This is a genomic window from Pseudomonas lalkuanensis, assembly GCF_008807375.1.
GTDB lineage: Bacteria > Pseudomonadota > Gammaproteobacteria > Pseudomonadales > Pseudomonadaceae > Metapseudomonas > Metapseudomonas lalkuanensis.
This window is the reverse complement of sequence record NZ_CP043311.1, coordinates 3,368,086-3,386,391: the sequence shown is the minus strand read 5'-3', so window position 1 is coordinate 3,386,391 and position 18,306 is coordinate 3,368,086. Positions and strand designations below refer to the sequence as shown.

The window sequence follows — 18,306 nt, the reverse complement described above, 5'->3', positions numbered from 1 at the left end:
AGGGAAGGAATCGCACGAGTATTGGCCCGGATTGGAACGCTGTCGAGACGATTGCCGAAGGCGGGGGAGGTCAAAGTTCGAAGGAGAATTGCGCTTATAGAGAAAGATTCCATAGCGCGCCAAAGTTCTTGCTAGCGTTACAAATAGTGCGTCCAAACTATTGTTTTTATTGGCAATGCAAATTTTTGGCGTCAAGGAAGGTTCATTTTGGAAGCCACCTCCTCTGCACCGCGACGCCTCCTGCTGGTCGACCCTTGCGACCACTGCCGGCGTATCCTTCCCCACCTGGAAGAGGCGGGCTGGACAGTGTCCAGCCAGAACCTGGACCAGGCCCTGGCGGCCAGCTACGACATCGGGCTGTTGCGATTGCGCGGCGACCATCTGGAACGCGCGGAGGGGATCAAGCACCTGATCAGCCGCAGTGGCACCGAATGGATCGCATTGATCGATCCGCTGACCGATACGGGGGCGGGCGTGGATGAGTTCATCGGCGAGTGGTTCTTCGACGCCGTGCCGCTACCGGTAGACCTGCCGCGTCTGCAGGGCCTGCTGGGACGCGCTTTCGGCATCGCGCGCCTGCGCGGCATCGGCAATCGCCGGGGCGACCAGAATGAATTGCTGGGCCAGAGCCGGCCGTTGCGGGACCTGCGCAAGCAACTGGCGCGCCTGGGGCCGTGCGAGAAGCCCGTGCTGATCGTGGGGGAGAGCGGCAGCGGCAAGGAACTGGTGGCGCGGACTCTGCACCGCATGTCGCGGCGGGTGGCGGGGCCATTCGTCAGTTTCAACTGTGGCGTATTGCCTGAAGTGGAAACCGCCAATCTGCTGTTCGGCCACCAGGGCAAGCTGGCGTCGGCCAATGGCGGCACCCTGTTCCTTGACGCCGTCCATGAGTTGCCGCCTGGCCAGCAGGAGCGTCTGTTGTCCTGCCTGCGCTCGAAGACCCTGCGCCACGCCGATGGCGAGGTGCTGAGCCTTGATGTGCGGGTGCTGGCTTCGACCCGCGAGGAACTGAGCGACCTGGTGGAGCAGGGGACGTTCCATCCTGGCCTGTGCCAGTGGCTGGAACAGAACCGCCTGCAGATCACCCCTCTGCGCAAACGCCAGGGCGATATCGCCCTGTTAGCGGGGTACTTCGTTGATCTCTACAGCCTGGAGGCGGGGCGTCGGCCCAGCCATTTCAGTGAGGAGGCGTTGGCCGCCATGGTCCGTCACCGCTGGCCCGGCAATGTGCGCGAGCTGGCCAGCCGGGTAAGGCGGGGTTATGCCCTGGCGGAGAATGGTCCCATCGAGGCGGATGACCTGGGACTGCAGAGCGCCCCGGTGGACGGGACCCTGCTGGGCACGCTGGAGGATTACAAGCGGCGGGCGGAGTATCAGGCGTTATGCGACGCCCTGGCCCATTACAGCAGCAACCTCAGTCATGCGGCCAAGGTGCTGGGGGTGTCGCGGCCGACGTTCTATCGTCTGCTGCACAAGCACCAGTTGCTGTAGGGGCGATTGTCGTCGCCCCTGCAACGGTCGCTTACATGCCGTTGGCGAAGGCCGGGATGCTCATGTCGATGGCTTCGCGGACCGGCTTCAGGGCTTCGGCGTAACGAGCCAGGATATCCAGGTCATAGTCCATGCGGGCGCGGATGCGCTGGTCGTCTTCGCTCGCCGGCTCGACGTCGTTCAGCACTTTCTCGACACCGCGAATGATCAGGTGCTCCGGCAGGTAGCAGAGGCGGCAGTTCTTGTAGCTGGAAGCGCGCAGCTCACTGATGGGATAGCCGCCGCCGATGCCGGAGGACACGCCCACCAGCAGGCCCGGTTTGTGCGCCAGCTCGGCCTTGCTGGCGTAGATGAAGAAGTTCTTGATGGCCGGGCAGGCCATGCCGTTCCACTCGGGGGCGATCACCACCACTGCGTCGGCGTCGCGCAGTTGCTGCTGGTATCCGCTCCAGGGGCCGGTGTCTTCTGCCGGCCACAGGGGCAGCGGGCCCTGGCCGAGGTCGATGATGCTGCAGGAGCTGGGGCTGGCCTTGTCGAGTTCGATCAGGCGCTGGCGGATGAAACGGGCAACCTTGCCCGACTGACTGTTGGCGCGGCTGGAGCCGGCGATCAGGACGATGTTCAGCATCTAGGGGTTCCTTGTTCAGACGGGGGAGCAGGCTAGCCGGCGGTTTGCGAGCCGGCAAGCGAATGCACGCCAGGTTGAGACACGGATGGCGCCAGGAGGGGGAGGGGGGAGTGCCCGTTGCGAGTACCTCAGGGCAGGAGGGTGCCCTGCTTTCGCGAATGAATTGGCGCCCACAGAAAAGCAGAGCATCGCCGGTGCGGCGGTGGTTCCGGCGCGAGTCACCCCTCTCCTCTTCAGGGAGAGGGGCCGGGGGTGAGGGTTCGTCGGTGTGGCAGGGGCTCCCCGGGACAGACCTGCGGCCTGCTTTCGCGAATGAATTGGCTCCCACGGGAAAGCCTAGGGCATCAGTGCCGGGCTCGGGCTCGGCCGCGCTGGTGGATGCAAAGCGCGACATTCACCCTACGCGCGGAACTGATCCATCAGCCCCTGCTGGTGGTTGGCCAGGCGGTTCAGCGCCTGGCTGACCTGGGCGGACTCCTCGGCCTGGCCGGAAAGGGATTCGGTGACGTCGCGGATCGCCGCCACGTTGCGGTTGATCTCCTCGGCCACCGCGCTCTGTTCCTCGGCGGCAGACGCGATCTGCAGGTTCATGTCGGTGATCACCGTCACCGCCTCGCCGATGCGCTGCAGCGCCGCCACCGCCTGTTCCACCTGCTCGACGCTGCCCTGCGCCTGGCGGTGGCTGCTGTGCATCGAGCCGACCACTTCGCGGGTGCCGTGCTGCAGGCCCTCGATCACCTGGCGGATTTCCTCCACCGAATCCTGGGTGCGCTTGGCCAGGTTGCGCACCTCGTCGGCCACCACCGCGAAGCCGCGCCCGGCCTCGCCGGCCCGCGCGGCCTCGATGGCGGCATTGAGCGCCAGCAGGTTGGTCTGTTCGGCGATGGCGCGGATCACTTCCAGCACCGAGCCGATCTGCTCGCTGCTGTTGGCCAGGGCCTGCACTTCTTCCATGGCCGCGCTCATTTCGCTGGCCAGTTGCTCGATGGCGCTGGTGGTCTTGCCGATCACGCCGAGGCCTTCCCGGGTGGCATGGTCGGCGCCGCGGGCGGCTTCGGCGGCCTGGGCGGCGCTGCGGGCGACGTCCTGGGCGGTGGCGCTCATCTCGTTGGAGGCGGTGGCCACCTGGTCGACTTCGCGGTACTGCTGCTGCATGCCGGCGCTGGTCTGGCTGGCGATGGCGGCGGACTGGTCGGCGGTGCCGCGGGCGTCCTGCACCGAGCGCTTCACGTCGGCGATGATCGGCTGCAGCTTGTCGAGGAAACGGTTGAACCAGCCGGCCAGCTCGCCCAGCTCGTCCTGGCGGGCGTAGTCCAGGCGCCGGGTGAGGTCGCCCTCGCCGCTGGCGATGTCACGGAGCATGTGCGCCACGCCCTGGATCGGCCGGGTCACGCCGCGGGCGGTGAGCCACACCAGCAGCAGGCCGGCGACGCCCGAGACGAGGCCGATCAACAGGCCGACCAGGTTGGCGGTGTGGTTCTGCGAATCGAGTTTGGCATCCAGTTCCAGGGCCGGCGCCAGCAGGACCTTCTCCGGTACTTCCAGCAGCACGCTCCAGGGTGCAGCGGTGGGGATCGGCTTGAACGGCTGCATCACCCGCAGCATGCCGTTGTGCTTGAGTTCCACGGCCTTGCCGGCCTGGAGGTTGCCGGCCAGTTCGCTGGCGTTTTCACCAAAGGCCTTGTCCAGCTTCGCACTGAGCAGGCTGGCGTCGCGGCTGTGGCCGGCGAGCAGGCCGGCCGGGCTGAGGATGCTCACGTGGCCGTTGCCGTCATACAGCTCACGGTTACCGGACATGCTCAACTGCTGGAGGCTTTCCAGGCTGATGTCAAGGCCCATGACGCCGATGGTCTTGCCGTTCAATTGCAGCGGGAAGGCGATGCTGGTCATCAGCACCTGGCGGCCGCCGACGTTATCGAAGTAGGGGTCCAGCACGCAGGACTGACCGGTTTTCATCGGGCAGGTGTACCAGGCGTTGTAGGGTGCGCCGCTGGGGCCGGTGCTGCTGTCGGCGAGCAGCTCCTCGGTCATGGATTCCGATTCGAGCTTGCCGGGGGTGGGTTGAGCCCAATAAAGGGAGAAGCGGCCTTTGTCGTTGCTGCCGAGTTCGGCCTGGTCGACGAAGAGTTCGTCCTTGCCGTCCAGGGCGTTGGGTTCGAAGACCAGGTAGAGGCCGAGGATTTCCGGGTTGGCTTCCAGGCTGGTGCGGACTTGGCGGGTCAGGTCTTCACGCAGGTCGAAGGCGTCGAGGAAGCGCTTTTCCGCCTGTTCCTTGAGGAACAACACCTGGCGCGAGAAGCCCTTGCCGTACTGGTAGGTGTCCATGAAGTAGCGCTGGATGCGGATGGCCTGCAGCTCCGCGCGGGCCTGCAGGCGCAGGCGTGCGCTCTGGTCGAGCATCCGGCTGCTGTCGGCCTTCACCAGGCTGGCGCTGCGCTCGGACTGGTACAGGGACGAACCGACCAGCAGGGTCACGATGGCCAGCAGGCAGAGGCCGGCGAGCAGGGTGATTTTCCACTGGATGGACAGGCGATTGAACGGCATTGGGACTTCCTTCTGTCTCGTCGGAACTTCATTCGTTGTCGGCGCGAGCGGCGATTTCTTGACGCGAAGACGACGAATAGCCGTGCGGAATGCACGAGGGCGCAATTTGCAGGCAAGAATTATGCACACTACGCCCAATATTCCGAACGCTTTTGACAGCCGCCCCCGGTTTGGGCAAAGTGCGCGCTTTTTTTCGCGGCCGGCATGGCCTGCAAAGGTGGGGAGAGGCGATGAATGCGGTAGTGGCGGCGGTGGGGATCATGCTGGTCCTCAGCCTGTGCCGGGTCCATGTGGTGGTGGCCCTGATCATCGGCGCGCTGGTGGGTGGCCTGGTCGGCGGCCTGGGGATCGAAGGTTCCCTGTCGGCCTTCAACAAGGGCCTGGGTGGCGGCGCCACCGTGGCACTGTCCTACGCGCTATTGGGTGCATTCGCCGTGGCCATCGCGCGTTCCGGCCTGGCCCACGCGTTGGCGGACAAGGCCCTGGCACTGGTGGGCCGCCAGGAAGCCAACGGCGGCAATGCACTGAAATGGCTGCTGGTCGCCTTGTTGCTGTGCGTGGCGATTTCCTCGCAGAACATCCTGCCGATCCACATCGCCTTCATTCCATTGCTGGTTCCCCCTCTTCTCTATGTGCTGACGCGGCTGTCCATCGATCGCCGGCTGGTCGCCTGCGTGATCACCTTCGGCCTGATCACGCCCTACATGTTCCTGCCGGTGGGATTCGGCAACATTTTCCTGAACGAGATCCTGCTGGCGAATGTGGTGAAAAGTGGCGTCGACGTTACCGGTGTGAATGTCACCGAGGCGATGTTGATACCGGCGCTGGGCATGGTCGCCGGCCTGTTCATCGCAGTGTTCGTGAGCTATCGCGGCAAGCGCACCTATGACCTGGAGCGCATCGCCCAGGCCGAGCAGGTGAGCGTCGCCTACAACCCGATGAGCCTCGGCGTGGCCGGTGTGGCCATCCTGGTCGCGTTCGTGGTGCAGCTCTGGCTGGACTCGATGATCATCGGTGCGCTGCTGGGCTTCGTGATCTTCTCGCTGTCGGGCGTGGTGCGCTGGAAGGAAGCGGACGACCTGTTTACCGAGGGCATGAAGATGATGGCCATGATCGGCTTCATCATGATTGCCGCCTCGGGCTTCGCCGAGGTGATGCGCGAAACCGGCCAGGTAGCGACCCTGGTGGATGCTTCGGCCGGCTGGATCGGCCACAGCAAGCCGCTGGGGGCGCTGCTGATGCTGCTGGTGGGCCTGCTGGTGACCATGGGCATCGGTTCGTCCTTCTCCACCGTGCCGATCATCGCGGCCATCTTCGTGCCGCTGTGCGTGCAACTGGGCTTCAGCCCGCTGGCGATCGTCAGCATCGTCGGCACCGCAGGGGCCCTGGGCGACGCCGGGTCTCCCGCGTCCGACTCCACCCTGGGCCCGACCGCGGGCCTGAACGTGGATGGCCAGCACAACCATATCTGGGACACCGTGGTGCCCACTTTCCTGCATTACAACCTGCCGCTGCTGGCGTTTGGCTGGGCCGCTGCGATGGTCCTCTAGCGCGCGCCGGTACTGGCGTTCGCTTGATCATTTCGACTTTACAGTCGCTTAAGGTGCGCACGGGGTTGCCGATAAGACGGCAACCCCGTCTTGCTTTCCGGACCCCTGCTTTTCGAGGATTGCCCCGATGCGTTTGACCCTGAAGACCAAAGTCCTGCTGTTGGCCCTGGTGCCTGTGATCCTCTTCGCGCTGGTGCTGTCCGGCGCGGTGACCCAGGTGATCCACCGCCTGGCCGAAGACGAAGTGAAGAACACCCGCGAGCGCCTGATCGGCGAGAGCCGCGAAGAACTCAGGAGCTACATGCAGATCGCCCTGGGGTCGGTGCAGGCACTGTACGACGCTTCGGCCCAGGGCGACGCCGCCAGCCGCGACCAGGCCATCGCCATTCTGTCGAAGATCAAGTACGGCAAGGACGGCTATTTCTTCGGCTACGACTCCCAGGTGATTCGCCTGTTTCGCGGTGACAGCCCGGTAGATGTGGGCAAGAGTTTCACCGGCCGCAAGGACCCCAACGGCGTAGCCGTGAACGACCGCCTGGTGGCGGTGGCCAAGGACGGCTCCAACTACGTGGAGTACAGCTCCTCCCTACCGGGCAACGAGAGCGTGCTGGTACCCAAGTTGGCCTACAGCTACTACCTGCCCAAGTGGGACCTGGCCCTGGGCACTGCGGTGAACCTGGATGGCGTGGCGGCCCAGGTGGCGCAAGTGGAGCGAGAGATCGACGAGCGCGTGAGCACCATCGTGACCAGCGTGGTGGTGATCGCTGCCGTGCTGCTGGTGATCTTCGGCCTGGTTGGCCTGGGACTGGCCAATGCCCTGGTGCGCCCGTTGCAGCGGATCAGGGCCAACCTGGACGACATCGCCGCCGGCGAAGGCGACCTGACCCGCCGCCTGGTGGTCGACAGCCATGACGAGCTTGGCGAACTGGCGGGCTCCTTCAACCGCTTCGTCGAGAAGATCCATGGCCTGGTACGCCAGATCGTCGACATGACCGGCCAGCTCACGGCGCTGGTGGGGGAGGTGGCTGCGCAGGCACAGCGATCCGAGCAGGCCATGGATCGCCAGCGCCAGGAGACCGACCAGGTGGCGACCGCCATCAACGAGATGTCCGCCGCCGCGCATGAAGTGGCCAGGAGCGCGCAAGGCGCGGCCGAGGCGGCCCGGCAGACCGACCAGGAGGGCCAGGCCGCCAAGCAGGTGGTGGACGGCAGCATCACCCGCATTCATGCCCTGGTGGGCGATATCCGTAGCAGCGGCCTGTCCCTGGACAGCCTGCAGCAGGACGTGCAGTCCATCGTCAGCGTGCTTGGCGTGATCCGCTCCATCGCTGAACAGACCAACCTCCTGGCACTCAACGCGGCCATCGAAGCGGCGCGCGCCGGTGAGGCGGGCCGCGGCTTCGCCGTGGTGGCGGACGAGGTCCGCGCCCTGGCCAGCCGCACGCAGCAGAGCACCCAGGAAATCCAGGGCATGATCGATCGCCTGCAGCAGGGAACCCAGGACGCGGTGACCGCGATGCGCCGCTCCAGCGATGCCGGCGAAACCACCAGCAGCCAGGCCAACCAGGCAGGCGCCTCCCTGGATGCCATCGCCGGGCTGATCGGCACCATCAATGCCATGAACGCCCAGATCGCCAGCGCCGCCGAGGAGCAGACTGCGGTGGCCGAGGAGATCAACCGCAGCGTGCACCAGATCGCCGTGGCGGTGGACAGCGTGGCGGAGGAAACCCGCCAGGGTGCCGAGACCGCCCGCAGTCTTTCCCGGCTGGGCGACAGCCTGGGCGGGTTGGTGAGGCAGTTCAGGATCTGATGGTCATAACGGCCATCTGCAGTTCTGCCCGGTGCTTGGGGTGGACCGCGCTTCAACGGTCCACCATAGGCGGAGGGATCGGTCTCGAATGCTGGAAATGCGGAGCGATGTCCGCCCCTCGAAGCCGCTCGGCGGCCACATGGCCTCGGTTCCTTTACCCACCCCATGGAGCAGGGCCTGACGCAGCCCCCAGGAAACCGCCCACAAAAAACCCGGCACCTGGCCGGGTTTTTCGTTGCTCGGGCTTGCCTCAGTTGGCCAGGGCCACCAGACCGGAGTGCTGGACCAGGTCCAGCAGCGGCTGCGGGTAGACACCGAGGAAGAAGGCCAGCAGGGCCACGAACAGCAGCATGATGCCGCCGGCGCGCTGGGCCCAGTGCAGGTCCGCATCGTGACGACGCAGGTTCGGCTCCACCAGGAACAGGGTGACCATGACGCGCAGGTAGTAGAACACACCGATGGCGCTACCCAGGACCATGGCCCCCAGCAGCCACCAGAGGCCGGATTCGACACCGGCGGCGATCACGAAGAACTTGCCGATGAAGCCTGCGGTGAGCGGGATGCCGGCGAGCGACAGCATCATCACGGTGAGCACGGCGGTCAGGTACGGACGGCGCCAGAAGAGGCCGCGGTACTCGTACAGGGCATCGCAGTCACGGCCGCTGTAGGGGGTGGACATAAGGGTGACGACACCGAAGGCGCCCAGGCTGGTCAGCACGTAGGTGGCCAGGTAGACACCGATGGCTTCCACGGCCAGGCCCTTGCTCGCGATCAGCGCCACCAGCAGGTAGCCGAAGTGGGCGATGGAGGAGTAGCCCAGCAGACGCTTGATGTTGTTCTGCACCAGGGCCAGCAGGTTGCCGAACAGGATGGAGGCGATGGCGATGACGGTCAGCAGGTCGTTCAGCCAGCCGCCGGCGGTCGCCGGGGAGAGCTGATAGAGACGCAGCAGCACGGCGAACACGGCCACCTTGCTTGCGGTGGCCAGGAAGGCGGCCACCGGCGCCGGGGCGCCTTCGTACACGTCCGGGGTCCAGAGGTGGAACGGAACCAGGGACAGCTTGAATGCGAGGCCGATCAGCATCATGCCGATGCCGAGCTGGGACAGCACGCTGGAGGTACCGGCGGCGGCCAGCTGGCTGAAGCTCAGGCTGCCGGCGTCGGCATAGAGCAGGGCCATGCCGAACAGCAGGAAGGCGGAACCGGCGGCGGACAGCACCATGTACTTGATGCCGGCTTCCAGGGAACGCTTGTTGAAGAAGGCGTACGCCACCAGGCCGTAAACCGGTACCGAAAGCAGTTCCAGGCCGATGAACAGGCCGGCCAGGTGCTGCGCGGTGACCAGTACCAGGCCGCCGGCGGCGGCCAGGAGGATCAGCAGGTACATCTCTTCGCGGTTGCCCGGGTAGCCCTTGCCCGATTCACCGCCCAGGTAGGCGTGGATCAGGGTGACGCAGGCGAGGGTGCCGGCCAGGACCAGCGCCATGTAATAGGCGCCGAAGTTGTCGATCATCATCAGCGGGGTCACTTCCAGGGGAGCGACCTTCAGTGCCGGGATGATGGACAGCAGGGCGAGGTTCAGACCGATGACCGAGAGGCCGAAGGTCCAGGAGTGGTGCCGCTTCCAGGCGATGGCCAGCATCACCACGACAATGGTGGCGCAGGTGACCAGCAGCGGTAGCAGGGCAATCAGGTGTTGAGTCGTGAATTCCATAACCTACTTACCGGGCAACAAGTTGATTGACGGCGGAGTCCAGCCACTGGTGCACGCCGTGCATGGTCGCAGCGGAGGTATCCAGTACCGGTTGCGGGTAGATGCCGAGCAGGATCAGGAGGCCGGCAAGGCCCAGGACCATGGTCAGTTCGCGATAGCGCAGGCCTTCGTAGGCGTTGTCGTTCTTCGACGGGCCGAAGTAGGCGCGGTGGATCATGATCAGCGAGTAGACCGAGCCGAACACGAGGCCAGTGGAGGCCAGTACGGCAATCCACGGTACCTGCTGGAAGGCGCCGACCAGGATCAGGAACTCGCCGACGAAGTTGCCGGTGCCCGGCAGGCCGAGGGCGGCGGCGGCGAAGAACAGGCTGATGCCGGGCAGGTATGGCATGCGATTCCAGATACCGCCCATTTCGCGCATGTCACGGGTGTGCAGTCGCTCGTACAGCTGGCCACACAGGATAAAGAGTGCGGCAGCGGAGAGACCGTGGGCGATCATCTGCACGATGGCGCCCTGCAGGGCGATCTGGCTGCTGGAGTAGATGGCGATCAGCACGAAGCCCATGTGGGACACGCTGGAGTAGGCCACCAGGCGCTTGATATCGGTCTGGGCGAAGGACAGCAGGGCACCGTAGACAATGGCGAATACGCCGAGCCACTGGGCGATCGGCGCGAACTCGGCCGAGGCGTTGGGGAACAGCGGCAGGGCGAAACGGATCATGCCGTAGGCGGCGGTCTTCAGCAGGATACCGGCGAGGTCCACGGAGCCCGCAGTCGGGGCCTGGGCGTGGGCATCGGGCAGCCAGGAGTGGAACGGAACCACCGGGAACTTCACCGCGAAGGCGACGAAGAAGCCGAGCATCAGCAGGTACTCGGTACCGGGGGCGAGCTGGGTCTTCAGCAGGTCGGCGTAGTTGAAGGTCAGCACGCCGGTGTTGCTGTAGTTCACCAGTACCAGGCCGAGGATGGCCACCAGCATGATCAGGCCGCTGGCCTGGGTGTAGATGAAGAACTTGGTGGCGGCGTTGATGCGGGTCTTGCCCTTGCTGCCGCTATGACCCCAGAGCGCGATGAGGAAGTACATCGGCACCAGCATCATTTCCCAGAAGAAGAAGAACAGGAACAGGTCAATGGCGAGGAACACGCCGACCACGCCGCCGAGGATCCACATCAGGTTGAGATGGAAGAAACCGACGCGGTTCTGGATTTCACGCCAGGAGCAGAGCACGGACAGCACACCGAGCAGGCCAGTGAGGACGATCATCAGGATGGAGATGCCGTCCAGGGCCAGGTGGATGGTGACGCCGAAGCGCTCGATCCACTGCACCTTGAACTCTTCCGCCCAAACCGGCTCGGTGCCGGGCGCGGGAGCCAGGGTGAAGTCGCCGGTCGCCCACAGCCAGAGGCCGAGGACGAACAGCAGGGTCATGGTGAGCAGGGCGATCCAGCGGGGCAGGGTGGCGCCGAAGCGCTCACCTTGCCAGCAGAGCAGGCCACCGATGAAGGGAATCAGGATTAGCCAGGGCAGAATCATGACGGGCTCAATTCCTTAAGAAGATTCAGGTCAGCAGCACGGCGCCGAGCACGAGCACGGCTCCGCCGACGATGGATACGGCGTACCAGCGCAGCTGGCCGGTCTGGCTACGGCTGAGGGCGAAGTTGCCGCCCTTCACTACACGCGGGACCAGGCCGATGGTGCCGTCGATGGGGTCGCGACGGAGCAGGCGGCAGGCCAGCAGGTAGGGTTTGACGAACAGCAGGTCGTAGAGCCAGTCGAAGCCCCAGGCGGCGTACCACCAGGCACTGAGGAAGCGGCCCGGGGCGCTCTGGGCCACGGCACTGATGAAGCGGCGCTTGCCGAGGAACAGCAGGGCGGCCAGGAGGATGCCCGCCAGGGCGATGGCGCCCGAAGCGATTTCCAGGCTGTGCTTGGCCTCGCCACCGGCATGGCCGACGCTTTCCGGCAGGACACCGGCCAGCGGCGGGGTGATCAGCGCGCCGACGAAGGTGGACAGCACCAGCAGCACCACCAGCGGCAGGCTGTGGGCGATGCCGTGGCCGGCATGGGCTTCGGTCTTCGCTTCGCCGTGGAAGGCGATGAAGATCAGGCGGAAGGTGTAGATCGAGGTCAGGAAGGCGCCCGCGAGGCCAGCGTAGAGCAGGCCGCTATGGCCACTGGCGAAGGCTTCCCAGAGGATCTCGTCCTTGGAGTAGAAGCCGGCGGTGACCAGGGGCAGGGCCGCCAGGGCCGCGCCGCCGACGATGAAGCAGGCGTAGGCCAGCGGCAACTTCTTCCACAGGCCGCCCATCTTGAAGATGTTCTGCTCGTGGTGGCAGGCGTTGATCACCGCGCCGGAGGCAAGGAACAGCAGGGCCTTGAAGAAGGCGTGGGTCATCAGGTGGAAGATCGCCGCGTCCCATGCACCCACGCCGAGGGCGAGGAACATGTAGCCGATCTGGCTCATGGTGGAGTAGGCGAGGATGCGCTTGATGTCGGTCTGCACCAGGGCGGCGAAGCCGGCCAGGACCAGGGTCACGCCACCGACGATGCCGACCAGTTCGAGGATTTCCGGGGTCAGCAGGAACAGGCCGTGGGTACGCGCGATCAGGTAGACGCCCGCGGTCACCATGGTCGCCGCGTGGATCAGCGCGGAAACCGGGGTCGGGCCCGCCATCGCGTCGGCCAGCCAGGTCTGCAGGGGCAGCTGGGCGGATTTGCCCACGGCGCCGCCGAGCAGCATCAGGGTGGCGACCCAGAGCCAGGCGTCGCCAGCCACGTACTTCTCGGGGGCCAGCTTCATCAGCTCCTGGATGTTCAGGGTGCCCAGGTGGAAGAACAGGATGAACAGGCCGATGGCCATGAATACGTCGCCCACGCGGGTAACGATGAAGGCCTTCAGCGCTGCGTTGCCGTTGGGCGTGTGCTTGAAGTAGAAGCCGATCAGCAGGTACGAGCACAGACCCACGCCTTCCCAACCGAAGTAGAGGAACAGCAGGTTATCGCCCAGCACCAGGAACAGCATGCTGGCGATGAACAGGTTGGTGTAGGCGAAGAAGCGGGAGTAACCCTCTTCACCGCGCATGTACCAGGAGGCGAACAGGTGGATCAGGAAGCCGACGCCGGTGACCACGCCGAGCATGGTCAGGGACAGGCCGTCCAGGTAGAGGGTGAAGCTGGGCGCGAAGCCCGCCACGCTCATCCACTGCCAGAGCACCTGGGTGTAGACGCCGCCTTCCGGCGGGGCCACGTTGAACTGCCAGATGATCGAGGCGGCGACCAGGGCCGACAGGCCCACGGAGCCGACGCCGATTACGGCGGAGGTGTTTTCGGAGAGACGCCCGCGGGAGAAGGCCAGGATGAACCAGCCAAGCAGCGGGAACAGGCAAGTGAGGAATAGAAGGTTCATCCGCGCATCTCGCTGGCAGCGTCGATATCGAGGGTATGGAAGCGGCGGTACAGCTGCAGCAGGATCGCCAGGCCGATGGAGGCTTCGGCGGCTGCAAGGCTGATCACCAGAATGAACATGATCTGGCCGTCAGGCTGGGCCCAGCGGGCGCCGGCGACCACGAAGGCCAGCGCGGCGGCGTTCATCATGACTTCCAGGCTCATGAGCACGAACAGGATGTTGCGGCGCACCATCAGGCCGGTGAGGCCCAGGCAGAAGAGCACGCCGGCGACCGCGAGGCCATGTTCCAGAGGGATTGCGTTCATGGCTTATTCCTTAGCTTCGTGGCGGCCGAGGTGGAAGGCGGCTACCAGGGCTGCGAGCAGCAGCATGGAAGCCAGTTCCACGGCGAGCAGGTACGGGCCGAAGAGGGCGATGCCGACTGCCTTGGAGTCCACGGTGGTGTGACCGATGGTGGCGCCGCTGGCATTGCCGAACAGCACGTAAAGCAGTTCGGCCAAGAGCACCAGCGAAAGCAGGGCAGGGCCGGTCCAGATACCGGGCTTGAGCCACTTCTTTTCCTGTTCGGCGATTGCCGGTCCGAGGTTCAGCATCATCACCACGAAGACGAACAGCACCATGATGGCGCCGGCGTAGACGATGATTTCCAGTGCGCCGGCAAAGGGCGCGCCCAGGGCGAAGAAGCACATCGACACCGCCAGCAGCGAGACGATGAGGTACAGCAGGGCATGCACCGGGTTGGTGTTGGTAATCACCCGCAGGGTGGAGACAACGGCCACACCGGCGGCGAAATAGAAGGCGAATTCCACGCGCGTCTCCTTAGGGCAGCAGGCTCTTCACGTTGATCGGCTCGGCTTCGTTCTGCGCGGCGCCTTTCGGCTTGCCGGCGATGGCCATGCCTGCCACGCGATAGAAGTTGTAGTCCGGGTTCTTGCCCGGGCCGGAGATCAGCAGGTCTTCCTTCTCGTACACCAGGTCCTGGCGCTTGAACTCGCCCATCTCGAAATCCGGGGTCAGCTGGATCGCCGTGGTGGGGCAGGCTTCCTCGCACAGGCCGCAGAAGATGCAGCGGGAGAAGTTGATGCGGAAGAACTCGGGGTACCAGCGGCCATCGTCGGTTTCGGCCTTCTGCAGGGAGATGCAGCCGACCGGGCAGGCAACGGCGCACAGGTTGCAGGCTACGCAACGCTCTTCGCCGTCGGGGTCGCGGGTGAGGACGATGCGGCCACGGTAGCGCGGCGGCAGGTACACGGGCTCTTCCGGGTATTGCAGGGTGTCACGCTTGCGGAAGGCATGGCCGAAGATCATCACCAGGCTGCGAAGCTGGGTGAAGGTGCCATGCACGACATGGATGATTTCTTTGATCATGGCATTACTCCTTACTGGGCCGCGGCCAGCACCAGGGCGCCGGTCACCAGCAGGTTGATCAGGGTCAGCGGCAGGCAGACCTTCCAGCTGAAGGCCATCACCTGGTCATAGCGCGGGCGCGGGATGGACGCGCGCAGCAGAATGAACAGCATGATGAAGAAGCCGGTCTTGAGTGCGAACCAGATGAAGGGGATCTGCGGCAGGATGCCGAACGGGCCGTGCCAGCCACCGAAGAACAGGGTCACGAGCAGGGCGGAGATCAGCACGATGCCGATGTACTCGCCCACGAAGAACATGCCCCACTTCATGCCGGCGTATTCGATGTGATAACCGTCGGCCAGTTCCTGTTCCGCTTCCGGCTGGTCGAACGGGTGACGGTGGGTCACGGCGACGCCAGCGATGATGAAGGTACAGAAGCCGAAGAACTGCGGGATGATGAACCACAGGTTCTGGGCCTGGTATTCAACGATGTCGCGCATGTTGAAGGAACCGACCTGGGCCACGATGCCCATCAGCGACAGGGCCAGGAACACCTCGTAGGAGATGGTCTGGGCCGAGGCACGCAGGCTGCCCAGCAGGGCGAACTTGTTGTTGCTCGACCAGCCGGCGAAGAGCACCGCGTATACCGCGATGCCGGCCATGGCGAAGAAGAACAGGACGCCGATGTTCAGGTCGGCCACGCCCCAGGTGGGGGTGACCGGCACCACGGCGAAAGCGATCAGCAGGGCGCTCATCGCAATGATGGGTGCCAGCGTGAAGATCAGCTTGTCGGCGAACGGCGGGGTCCAGTCTTCCTTGAAGAACATCTTGATCATGTCGGCGCCGAGCTGGAAGGCGCCGAACGGGCCAACGCGGTTCGGACCATGACGGTCCTGCCACAGGCCCAGCAGGCGACGTTCCACCCAGGAGAGCAGCGCGCCGCTCACCACCACCGCCAGGAGAATGACGATGGACTTGAGGACGGCGACGACGATGTCGATCAGTTCGGGCGTCAGCCAGCTCATTGCGCGGACTCCTGTACGGCAGTGACAACGGCGCCGGCGAAGGCGGCCGGGATGCCCGGCAGGCCCGCCGGGAGACCGACCAGGCCAATGCCCATTTCTTCCTTGATGGCCAGCGGCAGACGCAGGGTCTGGCCGTTGACGGTCAGGGCGAGCAGGGCGCCGTCATTGACGCCGAGGCGATCGGCTTCGTCCTTGGCCAGGGCCACATAGGGCTGCGGGATGCGCTCTTGCACCGGAGCGGCGCGGGAGCTGCTCTCCTCGCTGCCGAACAGGTGATGCAACGGCACGGCCTGCCAGGTGCCCTGGGCCGGGTTGAAGGCGGCGTTGACGCTGAACCAGGGCAGGGACTGTCCCTTGGCCTCGATCAGGCGAACGCCCGGGTCGCCAGCGCGCAGGTGACCGCCGACTTCATCCTGGAACTTGTTCCAGGCCTGCGGCGAGTTCCAGCCCGGGGACCAGGCGAAGGGGATCTGCTGACGTGGCTCCTTGGTGCCGGCGTAGCCTTCCATGGAGAAGGCGAAGGCGGAGTCCTTGTCCTGGGGCTGACGCGGCTCGTGCACGCTGATGTTGGCGCGCATGGCGGTCCGGCCGCTGTAGCGGTGCGGTTCACGGGCGAGCTTCAGGCCCTTGATGCGGAACGAGGAGTTCGGCGCGGCGTCACGGATGCCGGCGAGCAGCGGGCTGCTGTCGGCGCAGGCGGTGGTGACCTGGTCCAGCTGGGTCCAGTCGACCGACTTGCCCTGCAGGGTGCTGTGCAGCGCGTGCAGCCAGCGCCAGCCTTCGCGAACGAGGATGTTGGCGTCGTAATAGGTCGGGTCGAAGACCTGGAAGAAGCGCTGGGCGCGGCCTTCCAGGCTGACCAGGGTGCCGTCGCCTTCGGCGAAGCTGGCAGCCGGCAGCACCAGGTGGGCGCGATCGACGGTAGCGGTCTGCTGGTGATCGGCAACGATCACGACCTTGGCGGCGGCCAGGGCAGCGTCGACCTTGGCGGCATCGGCGCGGCGGTACAGATCGTTCTCGAGTACGACGACGGCGTCGGCCTTGCCAGTGGTCAGGGCGTCCAGGGCGGCATCGACGGATTCACCACCGAACAGGGCAAGGCCCATGCTGTTGGCTTCCGGTACCACCAGACTGAGGGAACCATTCTTTTCACGGTTCTTCAGTGCGCTGGCGATGTTGGCGGCGGCTTCGATCAGAGCCTTCTCGCCCAGGGACGCACCGGAGATGACCAGCGGACGCTTGGCTGCGAGCAGGGCATCGGCGATGCGCTTGACCAGCTCGGCGGCTTCGCTTTCGAGGCCTTCCACGGCCGGTGCGCTCGGGTCGATGGCATGGGCCACGGCGAAACCGATGCGGGCCAGGTCGGCAGGAGCGGCATGGACGCTTTCGGCGGCGACGTCATCCAGGCGGGTGGCGGCGACGCTGGCGATGAACAGCGGGTTCAAGGCGTCCTGGGCGACGTTCTGCACGGCGGCCATGTGCCAGTCCTGGATCTTCATCGAGGCGGCGATCTCGGTGGCCTTGCCCTTGACCGCCTGGCGCAGGGCGAGGGCCATGCGGGCGGCGGTCTGGGTCAGGTCTTCACCGAGGACGAAGATGGCGTCGTGCTTCTCGACGTCGCGCAGGGTGGGCACGGGCAGCGGGCCGTTCTGCAGGATGTCGCGGATCAGGCGCAGGTTCGCGAGTTCCTGGGCGGCGATGCCGGAGTAGTAGTTCTCGGCGCCGACCAGTTCACGCAGGGCGAAGTTGCCTTCGAGGCTGGCGCGGGGCGAGCCGATGCCGATTACGCGCTTGCCTTCGAGCAGCTCGGCGGCCTTGTCCAGGGCGGCGTCCAGACCAAGCTGCTGGTTGCCCAAACGCGGCTGGCGCGGACGGTCTTCGCGGTTGACGTAGCCGTAGCCGAAACGGCCGCGGTCGCAGAGGAAGTACTGGTTCACCGAGCCGTTGAAACGGTTTTCGATGCGGCGGATCTCGCCGTAGCGCTCACCGGGGCTGATGTTGCAACCGCTGGAACAGCCGTGGCAGATGCTCGGCGCGAACTGCATGTCCCACTTGCGGTTGTAGCGCTCGGAGTGGGTCTTGTCGGTGAACACGCCGGTCGGGCAGACCTCGACCAGGTTGCCGGAGAATTCGCTCTCCAGTACGCCATCCTCGACACGGCCGAAGTAGACGTTGTCGTGGGCGCCGTAGACGCCGAGGTCGGTGCCGCCAGCGTAGTCCTTGTAGTAGCGCACGCAGCGATAGCAGGCGATGCAGCGGTTCATCTCGTGGGCGATGAACGGGCCGAGCTCCTGGTTCTGGTGGGTGCGCTTGGTGAAGCGGTAGCGACGGGCGTTGTGGCCGGTCATTACCGTCATGTCCTGCAGGTGGCAGTGACCGCCTTCCTCGCACACGGGGCAGTCGTGCGGGTGGTTGGTCATCAGCCATTCGACGACGCTGGCGCGGAATTGCTTGGCTTCTTCGTCGTCGATGGAAATCCAGGTGTTGTCGGTGGCAGGCGTCATGCAGGACATGACGAGGCGACCGCGTTTGTCGTTCTCGTCGGTGTACTGCTTGACCGCGCACTGGCGGCAGGCGCCGACGCTACCGAGCGCCGGGTGCCAGCAGAAGTAGGGGATGTCGAGTCCGAGGGACAGACAGGCCTGCAGGAGGTTGTCTGCACCATCGACTTCGAGCGTCTTGCCGTCTACGTGGATAGTGGCCATGGTTCAGTCTTCATCTGCCCGTGTGACCGGGCTTTGGCTAATGGAATCAGCGTGCGCGCGGGGCCGGGTGAGCGGCCGCCGCTGC

13 protein-coding genes are annotated in these 18,306 nt (G+C 65.3%); 3 read left to right on the top strand and 10 right to left on the bottom strand.

Going from position 1 to position 18,306, the window contains the following annotated elements; translation table 11 throughout:
• The first annotated feature begins 204 nt into the window (after nt 1–204).
• Complete coding sequence (locus FXN65_RS15785; RefSeq protein ID WP_394351303.1) at nt 205–1,491, top strand: sigma-54-dependent transcriptional regulator; 1,287 nt, start codon at nt 205–207, stop codon at nt 1,489–1,491.
• A 31-nt stretch (nt 1,492–1,522) separates the two neighbouring features.
• Here the strand turns inward: FXN65_RS15785 and FXN65_RS15780 are convergent, their stop codons facing one another.
• Together FXN65_RS15780 and FXN65_RS15775 are read right to left on the bottom strand one after the other, a co-directional pair.
• On the bottom strand, nt 1,523–2,119 hold the full coding sequence (locus FXN65_RS15780) for an NADPH-dependent FMN reductase (RefSeq protein WP_151134085.1): 597 nt from the start codon (nt 2,117–2,119) through the stop codon (nt 1,523–1,525).
• Between the two features lie 399 nt (nt 2,120–2,518).
• Nucleotides 2,519–4,663 (bottom strand): methyl-accepting chemotaxis protein, encoded by a 2,145-nt coding sequence (locus FXN65_RS15775; RefSeq protein WP_151134084.1) that lies wholly within the window; start codon nt 4,661–4,663, stop codon nt 2,519–2,521.
• A 230-nt stretch (nt 4,664–4,893) separates the two neighbouring features.
• Between FXN65_RS15775 and FXN65_RS15770 the strand changes: the two genes are divergently transcribed.
• Nucleotides 4,894–6,213: a Na+/H+ antiporter family protein gene (locus FXN65_RS15770; protein ID WP_151134083.1), complete on the top strand. Its 1,320-nt coding sequence runs from the start codon at nt 4,894–4,896 to the stop codon at nt 6,211–6,213.
• A gap of 127 nt (nt 6,214–6,340) precedes the next feature.
• On the top strand, nt 6,341–8,023 hold the full coding sequence (locus tag FXN65_RS15765; RefSeq protein WP_151134082.1) for a methyl-accepting chemotaxis protein: 1,683 nt from the start codon (nt 6,341–6,343) through the stop codon (nt 8,021–8,023).
• A 250-nt stretch (nt 8,024–8,273) separates the two neighbouring features.
• Here FXN65_RS15765 and nuoN read toward each other — a convergent pair whose 3' ends face one another.
• From nuoN to nuoG, 8 genes are read right to left on the bottom strand one after another with little or no spacing between them, the layout of a single operon-like run.
• Nucleotides 8,274–9,737 carry an NADH-quinone oxidoreductase subunit NuoN gene (nuoN, locus tag FXN65_RS15760; protein ID WP_151134081.1) on the bottom strand — a complete coding sequence of 488 codons (1,464 nt, stop codon included), beginning with the start codon at nt 9,735–9,737 and terminating at the stop codon, nt 8,274–8,276.
• Between the two features lie 7 nt (nt 9,738–9,744).
• Nucleotides 9,745–11,271, bottom strand: coding sequence for an NADH-quinone oxidoreductase subunit M (gene nuoM / locus FXN65_RS15755; RefSeq protein WP_151134080.1), 1,527 nt, complete (start codon nt 11,269–11,271; stop codon nt 9,745–9,747).
• Nucleotides 11,272–11,296: 25 nt separating this feature from the next.
• The gene (gene nuoL, locus FXN65_RS15750) at nt 11,297–13,144 is read right to left on the bottom strand and encodes an NADH-quinone oxidoreductase subunit L (RefSeq protein WP_151134079.1); all 1,848 of its coding nucleotides are present in this window, start codon (nt 13,142–13,144) and stop codon (nt 11,297–11,299) included.
• Complete coding sequence (gene nuoK / locus FXN65_RS15745) at nt 13,141–13,449, bottom strand: NADH-quinone oxidoreductase subunit NuoK (protein ID WP_077524442.1); 309 nt, start codon at nt 13,447–13,449, stop codon at nt 13,141–13,143. The genes nuoL and nuoK overlap by 4 nt, the downstream gene beginning before the upstream one ends.
• A 3-nt stretch (nt 13,450–13,452) precedes the next feature.
• Entirely contained in the window at nt 13,453–13,953 is a 501-nt protein-coding gene (gene nuoJ, locus FXN65_RS15740; protein WP_151134078.1) for an NADH-quinone oxidoreductase subunit J, read from the bottom strand.
• Nucleotides 13,954–13,963: 10 nt separating this feature from the next.
• Complete coding sequence (gene nuoI, locus FXN65_RS15735) at nt 13,964–14,512, bottom strand: NADH-quinone oxidoreductase subunit NuoI (RefSeq protein ID WP_077524440.1); 549 nt, start codon at nt 14,510–14,512, stop codon at nt 13,964–13,966.
• 11 nt (nt 14,513–14,523) lie between these two features.
• Nucleotides 14,524–15,516: an NADH-quinone oxidoreductase subunit NuoH gene (gene nuoH / locus FXN65_RS15730; protein WP_151134077.1), complete on the bottom strand. Its 993-nt coding sequence runs from the start codon at nt 15,514–15,516 to the stop codon at nt 14,524–14,526.
• Nucleotides 15,513–18,221, bottom strand: coding sequence for an NADH-quinone oxidoreductase subunit NuoG (gene nuoG / locus FXN65_RS15725; protein WP_151134076.1), 2,709 nt, complete (start codon nt 18,219–18,221; stop codon nt 15,513–15,515). The genes nuoH and nuoG overlap by 4 nt, the downstream gene beginning before the upstream one ends.
• Nucleotides 18,222–18,306 lie beyond the last annotated feature (85 nt).

Excerpts from the sequence above, each read along its gene's own strand:
- nuoM (WP_151134080.1), bottom strand. The coding sequence starts at position 11,271 with ATGATTCTGCCCTGGCTAATCCTGATTCCCTTCATCGGTGGCCTGCTC.
- FXN65_RS15770 (WP_151134083.1), top strand. The coding sequence starts at position 4,894 with ATGAATGCGGTAGTGGCGGCGGTGGGGATCATGCTGGTCCTCAGCCTG.
- nuoH (WP_151134077.1), bottom strand. The coding sequence starts at position 15,516 with ATGAGCTGGCTGACGCCCGAACTGATCGACATCGTCGTCGCCGTCCTC.
- FXN65_RS15780 (WP_151134085.1), bottom strand. The coding sequence starts at position 2,119 with ATGCTGAACATCGTCCTGATCGCCGGCTCCAGCCGCGCCAACAGTCAG.
- nuoG (WP_151134076.1), bottom strand. The coding sequence starts at position 18,221 with ATGGCCACTATCCACGTAGACGGCAAGACGCTCGAAGTCGATGGTGCA.
- FXN65_RS15775 (WP_151134084.1), bottom strand. The coding sequence starts at position 4,663 with ATGCCGTTCAATCGCCTGTCCATCCAGTGGAAAATCACCCTGCTCGCC.
- FXN65_RS15765 (WP_151134082.1), top strand. The coding sequence starts at position 6,341 with ATGCGTTTGACCCTGAAGACCAAAGTCCTGCTGTTGGCCCTGGTGCCT.
- nuoL (WP_151134079.1), bottom strand. The coding sequence starts at position 13,144 with ATGAACCTTCTATTCCTCACTTGCCTGTTCCCGCTGCTTGGCTGGTTC.
- nuoN (WP_151134081.1), bottom strand. The coding sequence starts at position 9,737 with ATGGAATTCACGACTCAACACCTGATTGCCCTGCTACCGCTGCTGGTC.
- nuoK (WP_077524442.1), bottom strand. The coding sequence starts at position 13,449 with ATGAACGCAATCCCTCTGGAACATGGCCTCGCGGTCGCCGGCGTGCTC.
- nuoI (WP_077524440.1), bottom strand. The coding sequence starts at position 14,512 with ATGATCAAAGAAATCATCCATGTCGTGCATGGCACCTTCACCCAGCTT.